Source organism: Butyrivibrio sp. AE3004 (assembly GCF_000703165.1).
In the GTDB taxonomy this organism is placed as follows: Bacteria; Bacillota; Clostridia; order Lachnospirales; family Lachnospiraceae; genus Butyrivibrio.
In genome coordinates this window covers 1,439,654-1,463,893 of sequence record NZ_JNLQ01000002.1, presented here as the reverse complement: position 1 = coordinate 1,463,893, position 24,240 = coordinate 1,439,654, and the positions used below count along the sequence as shown (strand labels likewise).

Here is a 24,240-nt window from a genome sequence, read left to right as displayed (position 1 = left end):
GGATCCAAGCATAACGCTTAGCCACTTTGTTTATTTCTTTGCTCTTGAACTTTTTGCTTTGCCTGAAGCTTTTTGATAGTACTGTGCTGATTGTACGAAAAATTGCTGCATATGAGATCTCATATCGTTTTCTTTTACGTAGTTAGTTCTTCTGGTAATGAAATCCGATAGTTTTTTCATATATTCATCTTCGGAAATTTCTCCCTGTTCAACCTGTGTAAGCCCTTTTTCCCAGCTTGCGGTAAGTGATGGATTTAGCATAGGTTTCATCGAAACGAAAACCGTATCGTATATCATTTCTCCCATTTGAGTCGGTGTAATTATCTGTGTTTTCTTGTTCAGGTTCAAATAACCGTTTTTAACAAGTTTATCAAGAATTCCGGCTCTGGTAGCACTTGTACCTATTCCGGATCCTTTAATCTGAGATCTTAATTCTTCATCTTCAATAAACTGTCCGGCATTTTCCATAGTCAGAATAAGTGTACCCGAATTATATCTCTTAGGAGGACTGGTTTCTCCTTCTTTGATATTGGCTGCAGTCAGGTTTAATTTATCACCTTTTTTAAGCTTGGATAATACCTCAAACAATCCTTCATCTGCAGCAGCATCTTCTGCTTCGTTATCATTTTTGCTATCTTCTGCCTCTTTTTCATCCTTCTTTTTTAAAAAAGAGTAATCCATAACATGCAGATATCCTTTAGAGCTAAGAAGTTTAAATCCAGCAAAAAAGCTCTCGAAAAATTCAGGATTTACAGTTTGTATTTTTATCTCCATCCTGATCTTAGAGTACTGAGCAGCCGGATAAAAAACAGCCAGAAATCTGCGAACAATTATCTCGTATACTTTAGCAGAAGTAGGACTAAGTGAGCTTAAAGCTGAAAGGCCCTGTCCTGTCGGGATAATAGCATAATGGTCTGTAATTGCCTTGTCATTAACATACCTTGTTTTGGCAATTCCCTTATAGGATTCGTGCTGCATTATGGCTTTAGCATAAATTCCGGCAGGTTCGTATGATATGAGTCCCGAAATATTTTTATTAATCTCTTTCGCAATTGCAGTACTCAGAACCCTCGCGTCTGTTCTTGGATAAGTTGTAAGCTTCTTCTCATATAACTCCTGCGCAATAGCAAGTGTCTGATTGGGATCAATCTTAAAAAACTTTGAACAATCATTCTGAAGTTCTGCAAGATTATATAAAAGAGGAGGATTTTTCGTTTCCTTTTTCTTTTCAAAAAGTGTAATTTCACCTTCTATAGGAAGGTCGCCAAAGGATTGAATCAGTTCCTTTGCACTCTTTTCTTCCTTAAAGCCCTTCTCGTTGTATAATTCAAAAGAACCGTTATATCTGCTTTTTTCAGTAACACGCCACTCTGCAGAGATATTTTTATCACCGAGCGCAAAATCTCCAACAACACGATAAAAAGGAGTTTTTACGAAGTTTCTGATTTCACGTTCCCTGTCAACTACAATCCCCAGAACACATGTCATTACGCGTCCGACCGCTACAACGCATCTATCCATTCCAAGAAAGGTTTTTATGGAATAGCCATATCTTAAAGTCAGTGCCCTTGAAAAATTAATTCCCATAAGATAATCTTCTTTTGCTCTAAGATATGCAGCAGCTCCTATGTTATCATATTCGCTGTCATCTTTCGCTTCGCGTATCCCTCTTAAAATTTCTTCTTCTGTCTGGGAATCGATCCATACACGCTTTTTTTGTTTTCCGGTAACATGCGCTTCCTGATCAACAAGTCTGTATATATACTCTCCTTCACGTCCCGAGTCAGTACATATATATATTGTATCCACATCACTTCGCGTAAGCAGGCCTTTTACAATATTGAACTGCTTCGCATTCTGTGGTATAACTTCGTACTTAAATTTAGACGGAATAAATGGAATTGTGTTAAGTGACCATTTGGCCATCTTCTCATCATATACCTCAGGATAACTCATCGTCACCAGGTGCCCATAACACCAGGTGACGATGGCCTCTTCGGATTCCATATATCCGTCTTTATTAGAAAAATTATATTTTAATGCAGTACCAAAAGCCTTAGCAACGCTTGGCTTTTCGGCTATAAAAACGCTTTTAGGCATTCACCATCTCTTCCAATCCGATTAATTTGATGGACGCTTCTTTTTCTGCAAGTGCAACAAGACCTTCATCAAAACCGTTTGCAGAAAACAGATAGTAATAATCAGGATTGATTCTTGCTCTTTTACAACAGCTTCTAATCATATCCATTGAATCAACATTCATCACAGAATCCCAGTTACATATTCCTACAAGAGTATCTCCCGATTCGCTCTGTGCAACTACATCGAGTGAATCGATTTTACCAACCCACTCGCCTTCCTCTTCAATCACAAATGGTAATTTTCCATATTCAGAAAGCTTGGAAACATACTCTCTGCATACAAGTTTGTATGCAGACTTCACATAATCACCCAGCTCATTTTCTATGTATTTATCATAGTAATCCTCAGCATCCATTTTGATTATCTGTGTCAGATTCGCATAGAAAAATCTATAGAAAAAGTTTGCAAGGGGATCGCAAATTCTGTAAACACCCTTCTGAACATTCTCATGTCCTGTAGTAGCAAAGGAAAAAACTTTCTCAACCATTCCAAGCTCAATAAGGCTCTTTAAATAAACCATAATTTTTGCTCTTGAAAAACCTGTAGCATGATGAATGTCATTTAATTTATTCTTTCCGTTAGCAAGTCCATAAAGAATTGTATTATAAACTGCAGTTTCTCGCAAATTTTCTTCAAGTAGTCTTAAGGTTTCTCTTAAAAGCACGCTGTTTTCTACATCCAGGAACTTTTCGCAAACATTTTGCTTGAAAGTTTTGTTCTCATCAAAATAAGACCACTGTCTTGCGTTTCCACCGAAAATCGAATACGTTGCAACAACATCCTTGTCACTCATATTCGCAAACCTTCTTCTCATCTCCTGGAATGAATAAAATTTAATCTTAAGGAAGCCTGAGATATAGGATGCCTGGGAACCTATTTTGTCTACCATGTTATTCTCAATCCATGCTGCATTTGATCCCATCAGAACAAGCATTATCTGAGGATGCGAATCATCATAAATAATCGATTTGATTTCCTCAATGAAATTGGGGGAAGCCTTTATGATATCCTCAAATTTTTCAACAAAGATACACATAGGTTTTCCGAGATCAGTAGCAATTTTTGCTATGCATTCAAAAATCTCACGATATGTAGGATACTCCGATATATCATAACCTTTTTCATGTAATCTCTGGCCTACAAGGTATTGCTGTAATCTCTCTGAAGCTGCTGCTGCACAGTAATACAAATAGTCCTTATCAGCAGCAAAAGTCTTTATTACGGATTGGCTACCCGTGCGAATATGTCCATATACTATTACTATATGATTTTTGCCTGTCCGGTAATAACTATTTAATACCTCTAATTCCTGTAACTTTGTTTTTTCCATAAATTAAGTCCTCACCCCAAGTTAAAAATTATGTCTTTTTATTTTTTGTTTATATATCCCAGTGCTTTGAGAAGTTCTGCACATTCTACAGCTCCGCCTGCAGCTCCTCTTAGTGTGTTGTGAGAAAGACCTACAAATTTCCAATCATAAACTGTATCTTCTCTGAGTCTTCCTATACTTACCCCCATACCACCTTCGTAGTTTACATCAAGAGATACCTGCGGACGATTATCCTCTTCAAGGTACTGAATAAACTGCTTAGGTGCACTTGGAAGACCAAGCTCCTGTGGCTTACCGCTAAAATTCACAAGACAATTAATAAGTTCATCTTTTGTAGCTTTCTTCTTAAATTTTACAAAAGCTGCAGCCGTATGTCCATATAAAACTGGAACTCTTATGCACTGACATGTAATAATCGGACTTTTGGCAGGTACGATTACACCATTTTCAATAGTTCCCCAGATTCTAAGAGGTTCTTTTTCACTTTTTTCTTCTTCACCGGAGATGAAAGGAATGATATTTCCCTCCATTTCAGGCCATTCTTTGAAGTTCTTTCCTGCACCTGAAATAGCCTGATAAGTTGTTGCAACAACTTCATAAGGTTCAAACTCTTTCCATGCTGAAAGTGCCGGCGCATAGCTCTGGATTGAGCAATTAGGCTTAACTGCAATAAATCCCTTTGTTGTACCAAGTCTCTTCTTTTGGAATTCGATTACATCAGCATGCTGAGGATTAACTTCCGGAATGATCATAGGTACATCGGGTGTCCATCTGTGAGCACTGTTATTTGAAACAACAGGTGTCTCTGTCTTTGCATATTCTTCTTCAATAGCCTTGATCTCATCTTTAGACATGTTAACTGCTGAAAGAACAAAATCAACATCCTTGGTAACCTCTTCAACATTGGTTACATCCTTTATTACAAGCTTCTTTACAGCTTCAGGCATGGGAACTTCCATCTTCCATCTGTCGCCAACAGACTCCTCATATGTTTTACCTGCACTTCTGGGGCTTGCCGCAACAACAGCAACCTCAAACCATGGATGATTTTCCAGAATGGTAATAAATCTCTGACCTACCATACCTGTTGCACCAAGAACTGCTACTCTTAATTTCTCGCTCATTTTTTCACTCTCCTCTTACATATATAAAAAAATATTTTTAAACTGAAACATCATTCAAAAAGTTATATATCGTTCAAATGTGTCCAAAAAACGTCAAGGCGCTCATCATTTCTTAGGATTGCCTTTTTCATAGCTTCAGGGCCGGGAGCACCGACTGTAAGTCTCTTCTCTACACATGTTTTAAGACTTATCGCATCATATATATCATTATCGAATTCAGGTGCAAATTCCTTAAGCTCATCGATCGTAAGATCAGAAATACCTAAGCCCTTATCTATACAGTGTAAAACAATTCTGCCAATAATTCCATGCGCATCCCTGAATGGAACACCCGCATTTACAAGATAGTCAGCTGCATCTGTTGCATCTGTAAAGCCTCTTATTGCACTTTTTTCCATTTGGTCCTTATTGAACTTCATGGTCTTTAGCATATCAGTAAATAATAAAATACAGTTTTTTGTTGTATCTATCGCATCAAAGCTGACTTCCTTGTCTTCCTGCATATCTTTATCATACGCAAGTGGTATTCCCTTCATTGTAACAAGAAGTGAATTAAGTGCGCCGTAAACTCTTCCTGTTTTTCCTCTTACAAGCTCAGCGATATCGGGATTCTTTTTCTGTGGCATTATGCTGCTACCTGTTGAATAAGCATCATCTATTGTCACAAAATTATATTCATTAGAATTCCATATGATCACTTCCTCTGAAAATCTGGAAAGATGCATCATGATAAGTGATAGCGCAGACAAATATTCAATAAGATAGTCTCTGTCAGAAACTGAATCCATACTGTTATTTGTGGGGCCATAGAATTGTAAAAGTTCAGCCGTATAATCTCTGTCCAGTGGATATGTGGTACCCGCAAGTGCTCCTGCACCAAGCGGACAAAAATTCATTCTTACAAAAACATCATTTAGCCTTTGAGCATCTCTGTAAAACATTTCAAAGTATGCACCAAGATGATGTGAGAGTGTAACAGGCTGAGCCTTCTGAAGATGTGTAAAGCCGGGCATATAAGTATGTATGTTATCTTTCATTATTGTGTTAAGTGTATCTAACATGCCATATAACGCTTCAGCAGTATTTTTCACTTCTTCTCTCACAAACAAACGCATATCAAGGGCTACCTGATCATTTCTGGATCGTCCCGTATGCATCTTTTTGCCTGCATTGCCAATTCTTTCAATAAGATTTGCTTCCAGAAAACTATGAACATCCTCATACTTATCAGTTATTTCAAGTTTTCCTTCACGCACATCCCTAAGTATCTCATCAAGACCGTTTTTTATCTGCTCGCATTCCTCATTGGAAATAATTCCCTGCTTAGCAAGCATTGTTACGTGAGCTTTGCTTCCGATTGCATCTGCATCTATAAGTCGTTTATCAAAGTATATGGATGCATTAAACTTCCAGGCAAGTTCACTGATTTCGCCTTGAAATCTTCCTCCCCATAGCTGTGCCATAAATATCTCCTTTAATCACTTGTATTGTATAAATATACTCAATAATTTAATACAACAATTTATTCTTTAACTTATCATAGTGTTAAAGTGAATACAAGTAATCAGAATATAAAAAAACTCACGTTATTTCACGTGAGTTTTGTAAATATTATTCAAAAGCTGGAAAAGGGACTTGAACCCTCGACCTACTGATTACGAATCAGTTGCGCTACCAACTGCGCTATTCCAGCACATATCTGTGCCTTTTGCAAGGCACAGATACCATTATAAATGTGATAACATCCTTTGACAAGCATTTTAGAATTAAAATTTCATTTATCTCATATGAACATCCACTTGAGGAAATGGTATTTCAACTCCCTCTTTATCAAAAGCTTTTTTTACCGCCTCATTCATTGACCATTTTGCCTTTAAATAATCCGCAGGTTTAACCCAGCCTCTGATTCTTAAGTTAACACTGCTGTCAGCAAGTTCATCCACATAGACACTTTTTTCGTATTTATCAGAAATGTATTCGTTAGCATCAAGCACCTTTGTTGCGACAGCCCTTGCTTTATCAATATCAGCACTGTAGGAAATGCCAACCATAGTATCAAGGATTCTCATTGAATTCCCGTTATTGTTGGTTATTGTAGCAGCTGCAAGTGTACCGTTAGGGATAACAACTCTTCTGAAATCAGCTGTAAGCATTCTCGTATTTATAAGTGATATTTCTGTAACGCTTCCTTCTATTCCCGAACTGCCTACAATGATATAATCACCAACTCTGAAAGGTCTTGCCAGAAGTATCAAAATACCTCCGGCAAAATCAGAAAGTGTTCCCTGTATTGCAAGACCTATTGCAACACCTGCAGATCCAAGAAGAGCTACTATACTTGCCGTATCCATACCGAATGCGGATGCCAGTGAAAAAACAAGCAAAATCTCCAGCGATACTTTTACAACCTTGGCAAGAAACCTTGCGGTTGCATCCTCTATCTTGGTTTTTTTAAGAGATTTTTCAACAATATTGGCCAGAATCCTGATAACCTGCCACATAATTACAAGAATCACAATGGCAAGCACTGCCTTCATCAAAAGAGAGAAAGCTCTGTCCGGAAGATCCTTTAAATACTTCTCAATGACTCCCGGCTTCAAATTTTCATTGCCTGTTACCTCCGCTATAGTCTCAATCGCGCTCTCCGCTGTAGCAGTTGCAGTAAGGGGTAACATTTTAAACATTATTTATCATCTTCCTTCTTGTCAGTATTCTCTGTATTCTCAGCCTTTTTGGCAGATGCTTTTCCGGTTGCCTTCGTACCTGTTTTTTTAGTACCTGCTTTAGATGCTGATTTTGTAGAAGTACTCTTCTTTGCAGTAGTCTTCTTACCTGTCACTGCTTTGAGCGCAGCTTCTGAAACTATGCTTGAAATACGTTCTTCTTCAATCTGCTGATATTTCTTTTCAATTGCTTCTTCCTGAGCAGCAAGCTCTCTCTCATAACGTTCATGCAATTCCTTAAGAAGTTCAGCCTCTTCTTTTTCCTGTCTGTTTTTCAGCTCTCTAAGAGTTCTCTCGCGCTCCTGCATCTTATTATTTGCTTCTTCTTCGCGAATCTTTCTGATCTTCTTTTCCTGAGTTGTATAAGCTGTGTAAGAGAAAATAGCAAGTGATGATGAAGCAAGCTTAACGGGAATTGAATACGGTCTGCCGTCAGCCTCACTAAATTCGGCTTCTATTCTTCCCGCATTAACTATTCCGCTACCTCCATAGCAGGTATCATCAGAGTTGAATATCTCGTAATATTTTCCGTCTGCAGGAACACCTACTTCAAAGGTTCTGTCCACTCCGGCCATATTAACAACTATGATGAGCATATCTGAATCGGATTCACCTTTTCTGATAAATGACATCATGCATTCTTCAGCAGCCATGCTGTTTATCCATTCAAAACCGCTATCATTTATGTCAATCTGATGTAAAGCAGGTCTTGAATAATAAATTTCATTAAGTGAATGAATCATATTCTCAAGGAATACGGCATTGTCTATGCTAAGTTCATTCGGATCCATGTAAAGCATTTTCTTACCGGGATGTGTCATTAGATATGAAATAGCAAGACGTACACCGGCCATCTTCTGTGAAGAATCTCCGGGCATAAGGTCATACAGTCCCTCTAACCCTTTACCGATTTCTTCATGTGTAAACGCAAGTACAAATCTCTCTGTATAGCAATAAACAAGTGAAAATGTGAGTTCATTATGATTTCCGGATCTGAATAATGGATCATTTTGAATGTAGTCAAGGAAATCCTTTGTCCAGCCATTATTCCATTTATAGTCAAAGCCCAGTCCGCCGTCATCTGTCTCACCTGTAACTCTCGGCCAGCAGGAGGTTTCCTTTGTAAGCGTAAGCACTCCGGGATACTTTGATTTAAGCACGGAATTGAAGTTGCACAAAAAGTCCTTAGCTTCAAGATTTTCATTTCCGCCATACATATTAGGAATCCATTGCCCCGGCTTTCTGTCATAATCAAGATATAAGATCTTGGCAATGTCAGCCAACCTAAGCCCATCCAGGTGATATGTATCCACCCAGTAAAGAGCACAAGAAAGAAGGAAATTTGTTACCTGCTTTCTTCCAAAGTCAAAGATGAGATCTCCGGTTCTCGGATGTACTCCCATTCTCGGATCGGGATATTCATAAAGTGCCTGCCCGTCAAATGAATTCAGTCCGCACTGAAGCTTTGGGAAAAATGTTGTAACAAAGTCCATAATTACTCTAATGCCGGCTTCATGCATTATATTAACAAATTTCATAAAGTCATCCGGAGTTCCGTATTTCTTTTGAACAGAGAAAAATCCATTTATATGGAAATGATGTCCGGGAATATGTTCCATAATGGGTTTTAATTCAATAGTATTAAATCCGTGATTCTGAACATATTCAAGAACTTCCTTTGCAAGCTCCTCATAATTGGGAATATGATTCTGATGCTTTGCAGCAAATGAATCCAGGGATAATTCACAAATAGATAATGCGTCAGTATCTCTGTTAAACTTCGTGCGATTTTTAATCCAGGCTGCATCATTCCACTTGATGCCGTTTATTTCCACAACCTGTGAAACTTCATTTTCCTTATCTTTAAAAGCATATCCATAGGGATCCGGTCTCTTGAAAATAACGCCACCCTTTGTCTTTATTTCAAACTGATATCCATCACCATTCTTGGCTTCGGGAATAAATATTTCAAATACACCTGCGTGATCCACGCGCTGCATCTGATTTACTCTGCCGTCCCATTCATTGAAATCACCAATAACACTTACTCTTGAAGCATCAGGTGCCCAAACAGCAAAGGAGCATCCTTTAACACCATCAATTGTAGTAACATGTGCGCCAAGTTTATCATGGATTGTGTAATGAATACCGCTATTGAATTTTATAAAGTCCTCACGGTCCATTCTGGGCGCAAAATTGTAAGGATCGATTATTTCCTTGGTATCGCCGTTTTCAAACTTAATACGGTATTTGTATTTGAAGTTTTCTTTAAATGGAACAAGAACAGCATAAAAGCCTGCTTCGTCAGCAAGTTCCATTTTGTAGGTCTTGGTTCCTGTTGAAGGAACAACCTCTATTTCAGCAGCCATAGGATAAAAGGTCTGGATAAGAAGGTTGGAACCAACCTTGTGAGCACCTAAGATTCGATGCGGATCATCTCCGTCAGAATATATAATTTCTTCAATCTCAGGCCAGTTCATAAGTTTATATAGTTTGTTGTTCATAGTCTCCCTCCGCATCTATATAATTTTTTATATAAAAAATATACTTATCTGCTTGCATTAAAAAGACATATGCAATCCTTGATTATTATAGCATAATTTGAAATATATATTTATTTCTTTCCTGTTGAGCCAAACCCACCAGTGCCTCTCTCAGATTCAGCAAGTTCATCAGTTTCTTCAAATGTTACGGATAAAAATGGCTGAATAATTATCTGAGCTATCCTTTCTGCAGGAGTTATGGTTCTGTCTGAGTCGGAGTCATTATGTATAGCAACTATTATCTCTCCTCTGTAATCTGAATCAACAACACCTACACAATTTGCAGGGCGAAGCCCTTCCTTTGTTGCAATTCCGCTTCTGGCATATATCCCGCCAAAATATCCGTCAGGAATCTCCATTGCAAGGCCGGTTCCGATTTTCTCGGTAGTATGCGGTTTTACAGTTACTTCCGTCTGCAAATCGGCATAAAGATCATAACCTGCAGCTGCAAAACTTCCTCTTGACGGAAGCGTTGCTGTTTCAGTAAGTTTTTTTATGTTTACCTTCATTATATTTAAATAAACTCCTTCCTTTATTATAAAAAAATATTATAAGCATAAATCAGTTTCCGAACTTCTTATTCGGACTTATATAGCCCTTTTCGGAAACCACTCTTACAAACTCATCATACTTTTTGTTGTTACTGATAAAGATTTTATATTTCCTTTGGCCGGTAAGATCAACTCTTAATCTGTTGTCTCCTACATCTGATATATTTAAAATCCACTTATTCCCCTCATGCTTGAATTCGAAGCTTATTGTATCAATAGTTTCAGGATTCTGAAGCGTGAATTTTCCTCTGGTAGATGACATTATGGAATTAAGTGCTTTCAGATTATCCTCACTTATCCTGTATTTACCATCATGTCCATTGCCCACACAGATATCAGCTTCATTACAGAGTACGAACATATCTACTTTGAATTTTCTCAGTTCATCTGACATTTTAAGCATGAAAACAATAAGAAAAATTGCCGCCGCAAACACAGCAATAAAAAAGACAGCCAAAAGCTTCCCCTTATCGAATACTTTTTTCATTCAGTTCCCTCCACTAAAAAACCTGTTACAGGTATCCCCGCAACAGGTTTTATTATCTTACATATCCTCTATCATGGCAAGTGCTCCATAAATATTTGAGTCATCCCCAAGAGCTGCTTTTTTAAGTTCTACAGTACTCCTTATGGACGGCATACAATAACGATCAACCTCTGCCAGAATCTTTTCCATAAAGAAATCACCAACTGCTTCCATTACACCACCACCATATACAACAATATCGGGGCTTATGGTATTTATCATATTACCTGTCGCAACGGCAAGATAATGACATGCTCTGTCAACAGCTTCAAGAGTTACTGCATCTTTTGCAGCTATTGCCTTCTTTAGGTTCTTACTCTTAAATACACCGTTCTCTATAGTCTCAGACAGCATATTCTTGCGTCCTCTGGCTGTTTGCTGCAATATATAAGAGCTCATTCCTTTCTTACTTGAAAAAGCTTCAAGACAGCCTCTTTGTCCACACCCGCAAAGCGGTCCCTCCGGATCAAGGATCATGTGTCCGTACTCAGCTGCTTTATATTTGTTACCGGTAAACATTTTGCCATCCAGAATAAGTCCACCACCCATACCGGTTCCGACAAAGAATCCGACAACATTTTTATACCCCTTGGCAACGCCATATTTCCATTCGCCAAGTACTCCGACATTTACATCATTTCCGATATAAAAAGGTATGTCGAATTTCTTCTCAATTGATGATTTTATATCATAATTTGTCCATGGCAAATTAGGTGAAGTAAGAATAATGCCTGCTCCCTGATCTATAACTCCCGGAGCTCCGGCTGCAATAGCTTTAATATCTTTTTTCTTGATATCAGAATCCCTTATCATATCTTCGACAACGCTGATTATCATTTTTTCAACATTATCAGCATCATCGCCGGCTTCTTTTGTCTTTTTCTTAAGCCTGAATACTATTTCCTTCTTTTCATTAAAAATCGCACCAAGGATCTTGGTTCCCCCGATATCCAGACAGATATTGTACTTATCAGCCATTTTTTTACCTCCGCTCTTTGTACTTGGCATAATTGTTTTTACCGTTTTCTTTTACATAATACAAAGCCTTGTCGGCATTTTTATATAATTCATTATACGCTTTTCCGTCATCAGGGTATACAGAATATCCTAAAGACATTGTATATTTTACCGTTTCTCCGTTATAGTCAATTGTCTTTGAATCTTCGGAAAATGCCTTTAGCAGTGAATCTATATTTTCTTCACTCTGATTCCTGATGATAACCAAGAACTCATCTCCGCCTATTCTTGAAGGATAGCAGTCTTCTCCAAGATTATTCTGCATTCTTCTTGCTGCATCCTTAATAACTTTATCTCCGCAGTCATGACCGTAATTGTCATTAATCTGTTTAAAGTGATCAAGATCCAAAAGCACCATTGCCAATGATTTGGTATCTTCATTTTCAACCAGAGATTCGTATACTTTTCCTATAGTCATTCGATTGAACAAGCCTGTAAGTGTATCTCTCTCGGCAAGGTTTCTGATAGTTTCATTTGTTCTCTTAAACTGATCAATATCATATTTAAGAATAAAAATATGAACCGTATCATTCTGCCTTGTCTTTCGCATGTGATAGCATGCATTTTGATATCTTGGCTGATCATTTGTACCTGTGCGTTCAAGATAAACCATTCTTCCGGAAAGTATTCCCTTTTCATACTCCGAAAGTAACCTGTCTCTATCATAGAACTCATACATTTTTTCCTGGTCTTCATCAGTTACCTGTGAAAAAACCATGCTCTTTGTAACATCACTAAAGGGTAGTTCAATATAACCGGTTTCACCAAAATCCGAAATAAGCCCGCTCTGTCCAAGATGCATATAAACAGTCTTGTTCTCTGTCAGATTAGCCTCCAGATAGAAAGTATTTCTTATAAACTGCTCAAAAGAACCATATCCAAGGGTATCTGTAAAAGCGTCACTCGCAAGCAAAAGAAAAGTCGGATCACTGGGCATATCATAGTATTCCGAGCCACTCTGGCTTATATCCGGGAGCTTTCTCATTCTTTCTGAATCAATGCTTCTCGATCCCATTATAAACATCCTATTGCCCTCAGAAACAATAGGAATCAAAAGGTACATCAGCCAGTTATAATTCCCCTGTGCATCAATGGTTCTAAAGTAATCCGTCAAATGGTCTATATTATATTCATTAAGTCTTTCATCAAGATTATTAAGATTATAGAATTCAAGGAACCCTTCTCTATCCTCATTGTATATGGCATCATTTGCAAAGCTCTTTATTGCTTTTGAGAACGGCCCCTTCTGCATAGTCTGATTATATTTAGCGTGATTTTCATAAACCGTTTCAAAAGAGTCTTCGCTTACATTCACAATATCCACTCTGTTATATATCATATAGAGGAATTTCAAATGCATATTCATCTGAACTGCTCTTGTTCCTGCATCGTTTTCGGATATTGCCTCTGCCGTAGCCAGTATCGCTGTCTTCTTCAGCTCCTTTGATCCTGTAATCCTTCTAAGCATAAGTCTGTTATAACCTGCAGTTGTAACAAACTCCATCGAATGTATCGCATCGTTATCAACACACTGAGCCGCAAGGGATCTGACATTTCGCGCAAAAGAGTGTCTTGGCGAATTGAAAAGATCATCAATAAATTTTATATCCCCTGCAAAAAGAGGCTCAAAAATATCGTTAAAATCTTTACTGTACATCAAAATTCTGAAAGAATTCCCATCGTATTCAAGCATTGCAAGAGGAAGCTGATTAAGGAAAATCACTTCGTTCTCGTCAAGATGCTTTTCCTCTATAGGTGTTTGAGAAAGTATATTTACATTTCCGATTTCATTATAGAAATTTCTCTCATTTTCATTTTCATACTCAAAAGGATATCCGCCTTCAGGATAATACCACATGGGTACAGCTTCGCTGTAAAGATGTCCCTGAGTTTTTTCGCAGCCTGCCTGCTTTAAGAACTCAAGAATTTCTTCATCCTCTACACTTCCCATCATTGTATGTATCCCAAGTTCTTTAGCCATATTGATTACGTTTTTCATCATAATCCTTGGCTTTTTGTCATAGTTATATCCCTCAAGGAAGCTACTGTTTATTTTCACAGCATCAAAAGGCATGTCATTCAGAATATGAAGTGATGAATATTCGCTTCCAAAATCATCAAATATGATGGTGAAGCCCTTATCCCTAAATCTCTCAAGTTCCTTCTTTATGCCTTTTCTGTCTGTCGTTATTTCAGCTTCGCTTATTTCAATCTGAATAAGCTTTCTTGACAGTCCATACCTTTCTACTTCAGTTTCTACAACCTTAAGCATATCGGCCAGTTCAAAGTCCAGCCTTGTCAGGTTGATCGAAATAGGTACAGGATCTAATCCGGTGTCTTTCTTTATGTCACTTAAATCTTTACAAACCTGTCTTATAACAAAACAGTCCAGAAGATTTATCTTCTTTGAGTGTTCAAGAACCGGTACAAAATCATTCGGATATAATATTCCATATTCAGAATTTAACCACCTGGCAAGAGCTTCATGGCCGCACACTTTTCCGGAATAAGTATGAAAAATCGGTTGATAATAAACAGATATTTCACCATTTTCTATTGCCTGTTCGAGATGATGCACCACATAATGCTGCATAAGAATTTTATTGTCTGTACTCTGATTGTTGAAAACAGAAATACCATCAGACTTTCTTTCACCGTTTGTGCAGGCAATGCTGGCATTTACAAGAATTTTTTCAGCACTCTTATCATCCTTTGATATTGGATATATACCGGCACGAAGTGACATTCCGGTATGGATATATACTTCATCAAAATCCTTTTGGATTCTAATTATGAAGGTTTCCACATCATCAATATCTGTAATAACAGCAAATTCGGAGTCTTCGATTTTAGAGGCTATATCAACAGGAAAAGCATTTCTGATTTTTTTCCTTACAAAAGTCAGAACCTGATAGCCTTCATCAAAGCCATAATTCATGTAATACTGTCTAAAATTCTCAACAACTATAAAAACACAGCAAAAAGAAGCAGATAATTCATCATTTTCTGCTTTCGAATCAATAATTTTTAAAAATTCATCCTTCTGGTATAGCTCTGACGAACCCTGTTCGCCTTCTCTTATTGTCATAATAATACCAGCCTCATTTTAGTAAATTTTCATAATTAAATGTTAGCAAAATGATGACTTAAAAACTATTAATCTTATATAAAAAATTATTAAAAAAAGGAGCATCACGTGTCGTGATACTCCTTCAATAAACGTTATATGTAATTATTCACCGAATACAGCGATATAATCCTTCTGGAATTTCTCAATTCCTGCTGTTGTAAGAGGATGATTAACCATCTGAGAAATAACGCCGAAAGGTACTGTAGCAATATGAGCACCTGCAAGAGCACAGTCTGTAACATGCATAGGATGACGAACAGATGCAGCAATGATCTCTGTATCAATACCGTGAAGGTCAAAAATCTGAGCAACTTCAGAGATAAGATCTGTTCCTCTGGTGCTTATATCATCAAGTCTTCCAAGGAAAGGACTTACGAATGCAGCACCTGCTCTGGCAGCAAGAAGAGCCTGGTTTGCTGTGAAGATAAGTGTCATGTTAACCTTGATGCCTTCTGCAGCAAGTGTATGACAAGCCTTAAGTCCCTCAGCTGTCATAGGAATCTTTACAACCATGTTCTTGTGAATCTTGGCAATTTCACGGCCCTCGGCAATCATGCCCTCAGCGTCAACAGTTGTAGCTTTTACTTCACCACTAATAGGTCCATCTACGATAGAAGCAATCTCTGCTACTACCTGATTAAAATCTCTACCCTCTTTTGCAATAAGGGACGGATTTGTTGTTACACCGCAGATAACTCCCATATCATTTGCTTTTCTAATGTCTTCAACATTAGCAGTATCCAAGAAGAATTTCATAATTAACTCCTTCCGCTCAGGATATATCCCGAAGCATTTTTAACTTAAGTTTTTCACACCAAAAACTATAATAGCACATCTAAATTATTTTACAATTCATTAAATGCTATTTTAATTGCAATTGTTGCTCATTTTAAGTCTCCACCGTCGTCATGCAAAAGGAATTCTTCAGTCTGGTCCGCAGCAGTTGTTGCCAAAGTATCACATCTTTCATTTTCAGGATGCCCGTCATGGCCTTTTACCCAGTTCCAGGTAACCTTATGTTTGCTCTGAGCTTCAAGAAGTCTCTTCCAAAGCTCAATATTTTTAACAGGCTTTCCATCTGATTTTTTCCAGTTTTTCTTTATCCAGCCATTTATCCAATTCTCATTGAAAGCACTTATCACATACTTGGAATCCGAATACAGATCAACTTCACAAGGTCTGTTCAGAGCTTCGAGTCCCATAATTGCACCCATTAGCTCCATTCTGTTATTAGTGGTTTTATCGTAACCTGCACTCAGTTCTTTTTCATGCAGTGTTCCGTTATTGTCAATGAACTGGATAACTGTTCCGTACCCTCCCGGGCCGTCCGGATTTCCTCTTGCGGATCCGTCTGAATATATAGTAACCTTCATTTCTTTTGTCTCCTAAGTATCAAAATTGTCTTCAAACCTTTATAAGGTCCAGTCTCCTGTATTTTCAAATCTAATTGCCATATTTTCTGCTTCCCTGACGATCATGTCATTGTATCCTATAGTCCTCAAAAGATTGATCGCATTTCTTTTTGTTGCGGGACCATCTTTAAGCTTATAGTCAAACAGCACATCATTTTCCTTCATTTCTCCTTCGAAATGCCGGATATCATAAAGCTTTCCAAGTATATCGGAAAGCTCCCCGTCATGCGTGGCTGCAAAGCACATAACGCTATCCTTATGATTGGCAAAAAATTCAAGTATCTTAGATGAAGCAGCAATTCTTTCAACAGTATTGGTTCCCCTTAAGACTTCATCAATAAAGCACAATACTGCAGCCCTGGAATCATCTTTGGCATCAAGAATTCTTTTTAGTGATTTAATTTCAACCATATAATAGCTGTCACCCAGATTTAGATCATCCTTAAGTGCCATTGAACTGAAAACTCTGAAAAAAGATGCTCTGTATTCCTTACAAATACAGGTATGTATTGTTTGTGCCAAAATCGTATTGATAGCACACATTTTAAGGAATGTTGATTTTCCGGAAGCATTTGACCCTGTAATAAGAAATCCTCTGTCCGCTGTAAATGTATTAGGAACAGGAGCATTCATTAACGGATGACAACCTTCTTTTATTTCATAATGTTTCTCTGTCAAAAATTCGGGCTTACAATAATTCCTGTCAAGTGAGGCCCTGTAATAACATACAGACATTACAGAATCAATATACCCTATGTCTTTAGTAAGCTTGTGAACCGATTCTTTTTTGTCCTGTAACTTTCTATACATTGAATTGAATTTAATTAAATCTATATGCGTAAGCATCCTGGCATAATCCATAAGAATATCTATAGGATTTCCACTGCCCATCACTTTAGAGCCTGACATTAATATCCATGACCCCTTCGTAAAGCTTTTAAGATCAATAGTGCACTCCTTTATTTCACGAATTTCATCGTAAAAAGTGCAATCTTCCAAAGATAGTAATTCTCTTCCGCCTCTTATCAATCTAAGTACATACGAAAAGGTCACCATATATGGTTGTAAGGATGCCTTAATTTTATAATAGCTAACAACATTTATAGCCATCGCTGTTATAAGAATTAAAAAACCTATCATAAAATTAAAGAATACCATTGAAAAGATTGAGCCTGCCATTATGATCAGCATTAATATATGAAAGCCATCAGAGCCCGGATTTGCTTTATCAATAAGCGGCAAATAATCATAAATTGAATACTTCCCACTTTTACCTACTCGAAGAAGACATTGTTTAATTTTACATCTCTCGTCTTCGCTTCCACTTAAGGCTTCAAGCTCTTTTTCCATTTTTGCAAAAATACCGGTGTCCTCTGTCTGCGGTGTCCTGAGCATATAGTAAAGATACTCTTCGCCCGAAGATGTTTCGCAATAGTTCAGCCTGTCATAAACGGTGTGCATATCCAGGTCATTCCAGGTTATATCATCAACAGAATAATCACTTATATTTTCTTTAAAATAGCCGCTAATATCATCACGTTGTTTCTTTAGACGCGCTGAAGGCGCAGAACCAAATTCGTCTGCGCACTTCATAATAAATTTTTTTTCTTCAATTTTACTGTTTCTGTATCCGATAAGAAATACCGCAAATATTATTGCAGTTACAATTATCAAAAACCAAATTCCAGTCATACCTTATTCGTTATTGTAACTCCTTGTTTATTCTCTCTTTTATCTCGGAAGCCTTTTTATATAGTTCCTCAGGGCTTACTCCTATATTATATTCACCATTTTCATAACGAATAACGCCGCCGATCATAGTAAGCTTAACATTAGCGTTGCTGCCGCTGTAAACTATGTTCTTAACGATATTATTAATTGGCTGCATATTGGGCTGATTCAAATCGATCATAATTACATCAGCAACCTTTCCTGCATCAAGAACATCTGCATTCATAAGTCCCATTGCATGAGCCCCGTTAACCGTAGCCATTTTCAAAACTTCTTTTGCGTCAACACATGCTGCATCATTTTCACGAAGCTTTGCAAGACCGGTAGTAAGAAACATCTCTCTGAACATATTAAGGCAATTGTTACTTGCAGGGCCGTCCGTTCCGAGAGCAACAGGTATTCCCCTCTTTAGATAATCATTAATGGGAGCAATGCCGCTTGCAAGCTTTGTGTTTGATCCGGGATTTGTAACTACATACATTCCCCTCTTTTTTAATATGTCCATATCATTCTCGGTGGTATGAACGAGATGATATCCGCCACCACCAAAATCAAACATTCCTAGACTGTCCAGAAATTCTACAGGTGTCATATTGTAACGTTCTTTACATTCCATAACCTCATTTGCGGTCTCTGAAATATGTGTAAAAACAGGTGCCTTATACTTGTGAGCAAGCTCCGCAATTTTTTCAAGCAATTCCTTTGAACAGGTATATTCAGCATGGAACCCTAATATATATGAATTATAACTGTCTCTTCCGTTAAGCTTGTTATAGCACTCCTCAACAAGTTCAGGTGATTGGCTGAAGTTATTTACAGCTCCAACCTGAACGCATCTCATTCCGGAATCACGGCATGCATCAGCTATTGATTCCGGTGTAAGATACATATCAAAAATTGATGTAATTCCACCATCCAAATACTCTAAAACAGCAAGCTGTGTCAAGTAATATATGTCCTCAGGGGTCAATTTTGCTTCAACAGGAAATATCTGTTTGTTTAGCCAATCTGCAAGAGGCATGTCATCTGCTCTTGATCTGAGCAATGTCATAGCTGAATGAGTATGGGCATTTTTAAATCCCGGCATTAAAAGGTTTTTTTTGCAATCAATTTCCCGATCAAAAATAAGCATAGAATCAGGATTTTCTTTATAATATGCTTCAATCTGATCCTTTGTATCACAATAAATTATCTTGTCATTATTTGTCCAAAGTTCACCTTCGAAAATATCCTGTTCTTCTCTCATAGTGAGAATTCTTGCATTATAAAACCTTATTCTCATCTCTTACCCCTTTTACACCAAATATTTTTTCTCAAAACTTCTTAACACATTCTGTCACAAGCTTCTCAAACAAAGGTCCTGTCTTATCTGCAGCTTTCTGTACATCCTCATGCGAAAGAGGCTCGTTTAACATCCCTGCCGCAAGGTTACTTATACATGAAATACCACATATCCTCATACCCATATGTCTTGCAGCAATCGCTTCAATTACAGTACTCATGCCCACTGCATCAGCACCAAGATTTCTTAACATGCGAATCTCGGCAGGTGATTCAAATGAAGGACCTGTAAGCTGAGCATAAATTCCTTCCTTAAGAGATATGCTGTTTTCCAAAGCTGTCTTTGCGATAATATCTCTAAGTTCCTTATCGTATACACAGCTCATATCAGGAAATCTTGTCCCGAATTCATCAATGTTCTGACCAATCAGAGGATTTCTTACAAATACAGAAATCTGATCTGTAATAAGCATAAGATCTCCTGCATCAAAATTATAATTGATTCCTCCTGCAGCGTTTGTAAGGAAAAGGATCTCTGCGCCCAGCATTCTCATAACTCTTGCAGGAAGTACGACATCACTTATATCATATCCTTCATAAAAATGTACCCTTCCCTTCATGCAGACAACGGGAACATCGCCTACATAACCAAATAGAAATTTGCCGGCGTGTCCGGGAACTGTAGAAACAGGAAATCCCGGAATATCCGTATATGAAATCTCGCACTCAATTTTTATCTGCTCAGCATAATTACCAAGTCCTGAACCAAGTGTGAGTGCAACTCGTGGCTTAAAATCTGTGATTTCTCTGATTGCCTTTACGCAGTTATTAACCTTTTCGTATATTTGATTTGCCATTTAGTCATCCTCCATTATTACATCATCTTCATCTGAAGTATCAGAATCCGTTAACGGAACCGAATTATTAATATAATACTCTACATCCGCCTCTTTGTCATGTATATGACCGTGCAGTTTAGGCCTTACCGTATTTTGAATAGCAAGGATAATTGCGTCAAGCGCTCCAAAATCCGTTAATCTATTAATTACAAAACCGTTTATACCTTTTCCTTCTTCAAGATTGCCAAACTGGTTTAGTATGTCTATAAGCATTCGGCTTCCCGGTACTTCATCAAATCTTATACCTATATTTTCGGGAGCATTACCAATTTTAAAAGAAATAGAACTGTCATGCTGAAGCGGTTCTCTTTTACCAAGATAGATATTCATTACCCTGGTTGTTGAATCCTCCATAAAGTAAAATTCATTTCTTAAAACAGGTCTGTTGTATTCATCAGTTGAAAATTCGGATACAGTTGTAACGGTATATATTTCACCATGCTCGTCTATATCGGTAACGGCAGATTTTCCGTCAAATCCGCATTTTATCTTATGGAGGGTATCACCTTCACGTATCAAAAGGAAAAAAGCACCGCTTAAACTGTCAAGTTTAAAACCAACCGAGGAAATACCGGATGTATAATTATTATGCATTATCTGCATAAGAAGCGGCATAAAACCAACACCCTTATCATCCATATCATAACTTTTTCCATCAAGTGTTTTCATAAGAAGATACCTGAATTTAGAACTCATTCCGCAAAGACTTCTCTTCTTTTTATTGTTCCAGCCACCACTCGGAATAGCCATACTAAAGTCCGGTTCTTCCTGTACGCTTTTGATAAATTTACGAAGACTACCCTGGGCTTTTTTTACTTGCTCCGTCACCTCAACAGGGCCATTCTCCACTTCAATTTTTGCCATCTGATCATGAACGATTCTTGACATGTTGCCCTTTTGGAAGAGATCTTCATTACCTGCGTTGGTTACTATCATCATATTGATATCCGGAAAAACATATACATTTTGTCCAAGCATACCGTTGAAGGTATAAGCGCCCAGTCTTGAGCTGCTATTCCAAAGCTGAAAACCATATCCCGGCGCAGTTATCTCACCTGTAGGGATGTGCATGGAAGTAGCAGCTTTCACCCATTCCTCCGGTAATATCTCCTTGCCGTCATATTTCCCACCATTTAGATACAACTGTCCCAGCTTAGCCATATCTTCAATTCTTATATACATCCCCCAACCGCCCTTGTTGATATTTTGAGGGCAGGTTTCCCAAAATATCCGTTTAATTCCAAGCGGATCAAACAGTCTTGGTTTTAAATAATCAAACATGCTCTCGCCCGTAACTTCCGTCACAATCGCAGAGAGCATGTATGAATTCATTGAATTATACTCAAAGGATGATCCGGGGGTAAAATTAGTCTGTGACTCCAGGAACTGTTTTCTCCAATCATTTGATGAAATGGCACCGGCTTCATTAAATGCGGCACCACTTGTCATTGTAAGAAGATGCCTGACAGTTATTCCGCTTGAAAACAAGCTTTGAAAAGGTCCCTTAATTCCTTTGAAAATATCTTCAATTTTGTCTTCTAATTTAATTTTTCCTTCGTAGACAAGCAGGCCGATAGCCATACCTGTTACGCTTTTACACATTGAATGGGAAACGTGCCAGTAATCCATATTAAATGGTTTAAAAGCACATTCCCCAATCACATATCCATTTCTGACTGCCATAGCTTTATGCATATGGCAGCTATTGTTTTCATATAAACTTCTGAATAGTTTTTCAATAAAGTCACTGCTAACACCCTGTTCTTCAGGTGTGCACCTTGGAAGCTTTGTTTCGCCTTCACAGTTTACGGGAAAAGCCGGTTTTTGAGCAGTATATGTCACTTTACTGATATCGCCTGTCTTGTGTCCAATAAGCTTCATTAAAAGCTGTATTACTTCAAGTTCTGACTTAGCCATTCATATCCTCTTTCGACCATTTCATGGCTCTCATGGAATTGAGGATTGCAAGTACGGCTACACCTACGTCACCAAATACAGCCATCCACATGGTCGCAATTCCGACAGCACCAAGAAACAGTATCAGTATTTTTACCGAAAGAGCAAATACTATATTCTCCTTGACTATTGCAAGCGTTTTACGTGCTATTTTAATAACTGCGGAAATTTTGCCTATGTCATCGTCCATAAGTACAATATCTGCTGCTTCGATAGCTGCATCAGATCCCATACTTCCCATCGCAATTCCGACATCGGCTCTCATAAGTACCGGAGCATCATTTATTCCGTCACCCACAAAGGCAACCTTACCGCTGTTATTATCTGCAAGAAGTTTTTCTACTCTTTCAACTTTATCTGCAGGCAGTAACTGCGAATACACCTCGTCTATTCCAACTTTATCTGCTACGACCCTGGCAGCATCATCATTGTCACCGGTAAGCATAACCACTTTACTTACACCGGCCTTTTTAACATTTGAAATAGACTTTGCAGCACCTTCTTTTATTGTATCAGATATTATGATTGTTCCAATAAAAACTTTTCCTTTTGCTACATAAATAATGGTGCCGGGCTTATCGGATTCTTTAAACGCAATATTATTGGCTTTTAAAAGTTTTACATTTCCAACATAAATATCTTCACCTGAAAGCTTAGCTGTAATGCCATGTCCGGGTACTTCCTTAATCTCCGTAAGCTCATTGTTATCATCTGCTAAAGCATCATTATTTTTATGAAGTTCCTCATGGTATTCAATAACAGATCTTGCAATAGGATGATTTGAAAACTTCTCTGCACCGGCAGCAATACAAATTATCTCTTCCTTAGATATCTCTGCATTCGCCTGTATTATTTCAGTTACTTTAAACTCACCCTTTGTAATTGTCCCTGTCTTATCAAGTACGAGTGTACTTGCTTCAGCTATAGCCTCTAAATAGTTACTTCCCTTAACAAGTATACCCAGTTTTGAGCTGGCACCGATCCCGCCAAAGAATCCGAGTGGAACAGATATAACAAGTGCACAAGGACAAGATACTATAAGAAAAATGCACGCTCTTTTTACGGAATCAGCAAATGGCATAAGTCCCATAATAGGTGGTATTACCGCAAGAAGTACTGCACCGATTGTAACTACAGGTGTGTAGTATCTTGCAAACCTGGTAATAAAGTTCTCCATACGGGATTTTTTGTTACTGGCATTCTCTACGAGTTCAAGAATTTTTGAAACCGTTGAATCTTCATAATTCTTAGTTGTTCTTATTTTTAAAACGCTATCCTTATTTACACATCCGCTTATCACCTCGCCGCCTTCAGTTACCCTTCTGGGTACAGACTCACCTGTAATTGCAGAAGTATCTATAAAGGAATCACCCTCAACAACAATGCCGTCGATCGGAATCTTTTCGCCGGGTTTTATAAGAAGCATCGTGCCTATCGTAACTTCTTCAGGATCAGTTTCAACAGCCTCTCCGTTTTCCTGGATCACATTAGCATATTCAGGTGCAATACTCATAAGTTCCGTAATGGATGCTCTTGATTTTCCAACCGCATAGCTTTGGAACAGTTCTCCTATCTGATAGAAAAGCATTACTGCCAGTGCTTCTGAATACTCTCCAATGGCAAAAGCTCCAAAGGTTGCTATCATCATAAGGAAATTTTCATCAAATACCTGTCCATGAGATATGTTAATAAATGCTTTTCTCAAAACATCATACCCGATCACAATATAAGGGATAAGATAAATCACAAAGATTACAGGCCATGAAAGTCCTTCAAAAAGACCTATATGGTCAACAATCAGAAGTACGATAAAAGCTGCAAGCACTCCTATTATTCTGTTTCTTGTTTTCTTCATTTTCCTAGTCATAATCTATT

17 protein-coding genes and 1 tRNA gene are annotated in these 24,240 nt (G+C 37.9%); all 18 read right to left on the bottom strand.

Annotated elements, in window-relative coordinates; translation table 11 throughout:
- Nucleotides 1–30: 30 nt before the first annotated feature.
- On the bottom strand, nt 31–2,100 hold the full coding sequence (locus BV60_RS0109460) for a DNA topoisomerase (protein WP_029321244.1): 2,070 nt from the start codon (nt 2,098–2,100) through the stop codon (nt 31–33).
- Nucleotides 2,093–3,472, bottom strand: coding sequence for an ATP-binding protein (locus tag BV60_RS0109455; protein ID WP_029321243.1), 1,380 nt, complete (start codon nt 3,470–3,472; stop codon nt 2,093–2,095). Before BV60_RS0109455 ends, BV60_RS0109460 begins: the two co-directional genes overlap by 8 nt.
- A gap of 38 nt (nt 3,473–3,510) precedes the next feature.
- Nucleotides 3,511–4,596, bottom strand: coding sequence for an aspartate-semialdehyde dehydrogenase (gene asd / locus BV60_RS0109450; RefSeq protein WP_029321242.1), 1,086 nt, complete (start codon nt 4,594–4,596; stop codon nt 3,511–3,513).
- Between the two features lie 62 nt (nt 4,597–4,658).
- Nucleotides 4,659–6,059, bottom strand: coding sequence for an argininosuccinate lyase (gene argH, locus BV60_RS0109445; protein ID WP_029321241.1), 1,401 nt, complete (start codon nt 6,057–6,059; stop codon nt 4,659–4,661).
- Nucleotides 6,060–6,216: 157 nt separating this feature from the next.
- Nucleotides 6,217–6,289 (bottom strand) — tRNA-Thr (locus BV60_RS0109440).
- An 85-nt stretch (nt 6,290–6,374) separates the two neighbouring features.
- Nucleotides 6,375–7,280 carry a mechanosensitive ion channel family protein gene (locus BV60_RS0109435; RefSeq protein ID WP_029321240.1) on the bottom strand — a complete coding sequence of 302 codons (906 nt, stop codon included), beginning with the start codon at nt 7,278–7,280 and terminating at the stop codon, nt 6,375–6,377.
- On the bottom strand, nt 7,280–9,823 hold the full coding sequence (glgB, locus tag BV60_RS0109430) for a 1,4-alpha-glucan branching protein GlgB (protein WP_029321239.1): 2,544 nt from the start codon (nt 9,821–9,823) through the stop codon (nt 7,280–7,282). The genes BV60_RS0109435 and glgB overlap by 1 nt, the downstream gene beginning before the upstream one ends.
- Nucleotides 9,824–9,933: 110 nt before the next feature.
- A complete protein-coding gene (gene dut, locus BV60_RS0109425; protein WP_029321238.1) occupies nt 9,934–10,371 on the bottom strand; it encodes a dUTP diphosphatase in 438 nt (145 codons plus the stop codon).
- Between the two features lie 52 nt (nt 10,372–10,423).
- Complete coding sequence (locus tag BV60_RS0109420; protein ID WP_029321237.1) at nt 10,424–10,900, bottom strand: hypothetical protein; 477 nt, start codon at nt 10,898–10,900, stop codon at nt 10,424–10,426.
- A 57-nt stretch (nt 10,901–10,957) separates the two neighbouring features.
- The gene (locus tag BV60_RS0109415) at nt 10,958–11,917 is read right to left on the bottom strand and encodes an ROK family protein (protein WP_029321236.1); all 960 of its coding nucleotides are present in this window, start codon (nt 11,915–11,917) and stop codon (nt 10,958–10,960) included.
- A 4-nt stretch (nt 11,918–11,921) separates the two neighbouring features.
- Nucleotides 11,922–15,044: an EAL domain-containing protein gene (locus BV60_RS0109410; RefSeq protein WP_029321235.1), complete on the bottom strand. Its 3,123-nt coding sequence runs from the start codon at nt 15,042–15,044 to the stop codon at nt 11,922–11,924.
- A gap of 144 nt (nt 15,045–15,188) precedes the next feature.
- Nucleotides 15,189–15,842: a fructose-6-phosphate aldolase gene (gene fsa, locus BV60_RS0109405; RefSeq protein ID WP_029321234.1), complete on the bottom strand. Its 654-nt coding sequence runs from the start codon at nt 15,840–15,842 to the stop codon at nt 15,189–15,191.
- A 128-nt stretch (nt 15,843–15,970) separates the two neighbouring features.
- Entirely contained in the window at nt 15,971–16,459 is a 489-nt protein-coding gene (rnhA, locus tag BV60_RS0109400; RefSeq protein WP_029321233.1) for a ribonuclease HI, read from the bottom strand.
- 39 nt (nt 16,460–16,498) lie between these two features.
- Entirely contained in the window at nt 16,499–18,190 is a 1,692-nt protein-coding gene (locus tag BV60_RS0109395) for a MutS-related protein (protein ID WP_029321231.1), read from the bottom strand.
- A 10-nt stretch (nt 18,191–18,200) separates the two neighbouring features.
- A complete protein-coding gene (locus tag BV60_RS0109390; protein ID WP_029321229.1) occupies nt 18,201–19,511 on the bottom strand; it encodes an amidohydrolase family protein in 1,311 nt (436 codons plus the stop codon).
- Nucleotides 19,512–19,542: 31 nt separating this feature from the next.
- A complete protein-coding gene (locus BV60_RS0109385) occupies nt 19,543–20,367 on the bottom strand; it encodes a purine-nucleoside phosphorylase (protein WP_029321227.1) in 825 nt (274 codons plus the stop codon).
- Entirely contained in the window at nt 20,368–22,326 is a 1,959-nt protein-coding gene (locus tag BV60_RS21905) for a serine hydrolase domain-containing protein (RefSeq protein WP_051656625.1), read from the bottom strand.
- Complete coding sequence (locus tag BV60_RS0109375; protein ID WP_029321222.1) at nt 22,319–24,232, bottom strand: heavy metal translocating P-type ATPase; 1,914 nt, start codon at nt 24,230–24,232, stop codon at nt 22,319–22,321. Before BV60_RS0109375 ends, BV60_RS21905 begins: the two co-directional genes overlap by 8 nt.
- Nucleotides 24,233–24,240: the final 8 nt, after the last annotated feature.

Excerpts from the sequence above, each read along its gene's own strand:
- BV60_RS0109460 (WP_029321244.1), bottom strand. The coding sequence starts at position 2,100 with ATGCCTAAAAGCGTTTTTATAGCCGAAAAGCCAAGCGTTGCTAAGGCT.
- BV60_RS0109455 (WP_029321243.1), bottom strand. The coding sequence starts at position 3,472 with ATGGAAAAAACAAAGTTACAGGAATTAGAGGTATTAAATAGTTATTAC.
- asd (WP_029321242.1), bottom strand. The coding sequence starts at position 4,596 with ATGAGCGAGAAATTAAGAGTAGCAGTTCTTGGTGCAACAGGTATGGTA.
- argH (WP_029321241.1), bottom strand. The coding sequence starts at position 6,059 with ATGGCACAGCTATGGGGAGGAAGATTTCAAGGCGAAATCAGTGAACTT.
- BV60_RS0109435 (WP_029321240.1), bottom strand. The coding sequence starts at position 7,280 with ATGTTTAAAATGTTACCCCTTACTGCAACTGCTACAGCGGAGAGCGCG.
- glgB (WP_029321239.1), bottom strand. The coding sequence starts at position 9,823 with ATGAACAACAAACTATATAAACTTATGAACTGGCCTGAGATTGAAGAA.
- dut (WP_029321238.1), bottom strand. The coding sequence starts at position 10,371 with ATGAAGGTAAACATAAAAAAACTTACTGAAACAGCAACGCTTCCGTCA.
- BV60_RS0109420 (WP_029321237.1), bottom strand. The coding sequence starts at position 10,900 with ATGAAAAAAGTATTCGATAAGGGGAAGCTTTTGGCTGTCTTTTTTATT.
- BV60_RS0109415 (WP_029321236.1), bottom strand. The coding sequence starts at position 11,917 with ATGGCTGATAAGTACAATATCTGTCTGGATATCGGGGGAACCAAGATC.
- BV60_RS0109410 (WP_029321235.1), bottom strand. The coding sequence starts at position 15,044 with ATGACAATAAGAGAAGGCGAACAGGGTTCGTCAGAGCTATACCAGAAG.
- fsa (WP_029321234.1), bottom strand. The coding sequence starts at position 15,842 with ATGAAATTCTTCTTGGATACTGCTAATGTTGAAGACATTAGAAAAGCA.
- rnhA (WP_029321233.1), bottom strand. The coding sequence starts at position 16,459 with ATGAAGGTTACTATATATTCAGACGGATCCGCAAGAGGAAATCCGGAC.
- BV60_RS0109395 (WP_029321231.1), bottom strand. The coding sequence starts at position 18,190 with ATGACTGGAATTTGGTTTTTGATAATTGTAACTGCAATAATATTTGCG.
- BV60_RS0109390 (WP_029321229.1), bottom strand. The coding sequence starts at position 19,511 with ATGAGAATAAGGTTTTATAATGCAAGAATTCTCACTATGAGAGAAGAA.
- BV60_RS0109385 (WP_029321227.1), bottom strand. The coding sequence starts at position 20,367 with ATGGCAAATCAAATATACGAAAAGGTTAATAACTGCGTAAAGGCAATC.
- BV60_RS21905 (WP_051656625.1), bottom strand. The coding sequence starts at position 22,326 with ATGGCTAAGTCAGAACTTGAAGTAATACAGCTTTTAATGAAGCTTATT.
- BV60_RS0109375 (WP_029321222.1), bottom strand. The coding sequence starts at position 24,232 with ATGACTAGGAAAATGAAGAAAACAAGAAACAGAATAATAGGAGTGCTT.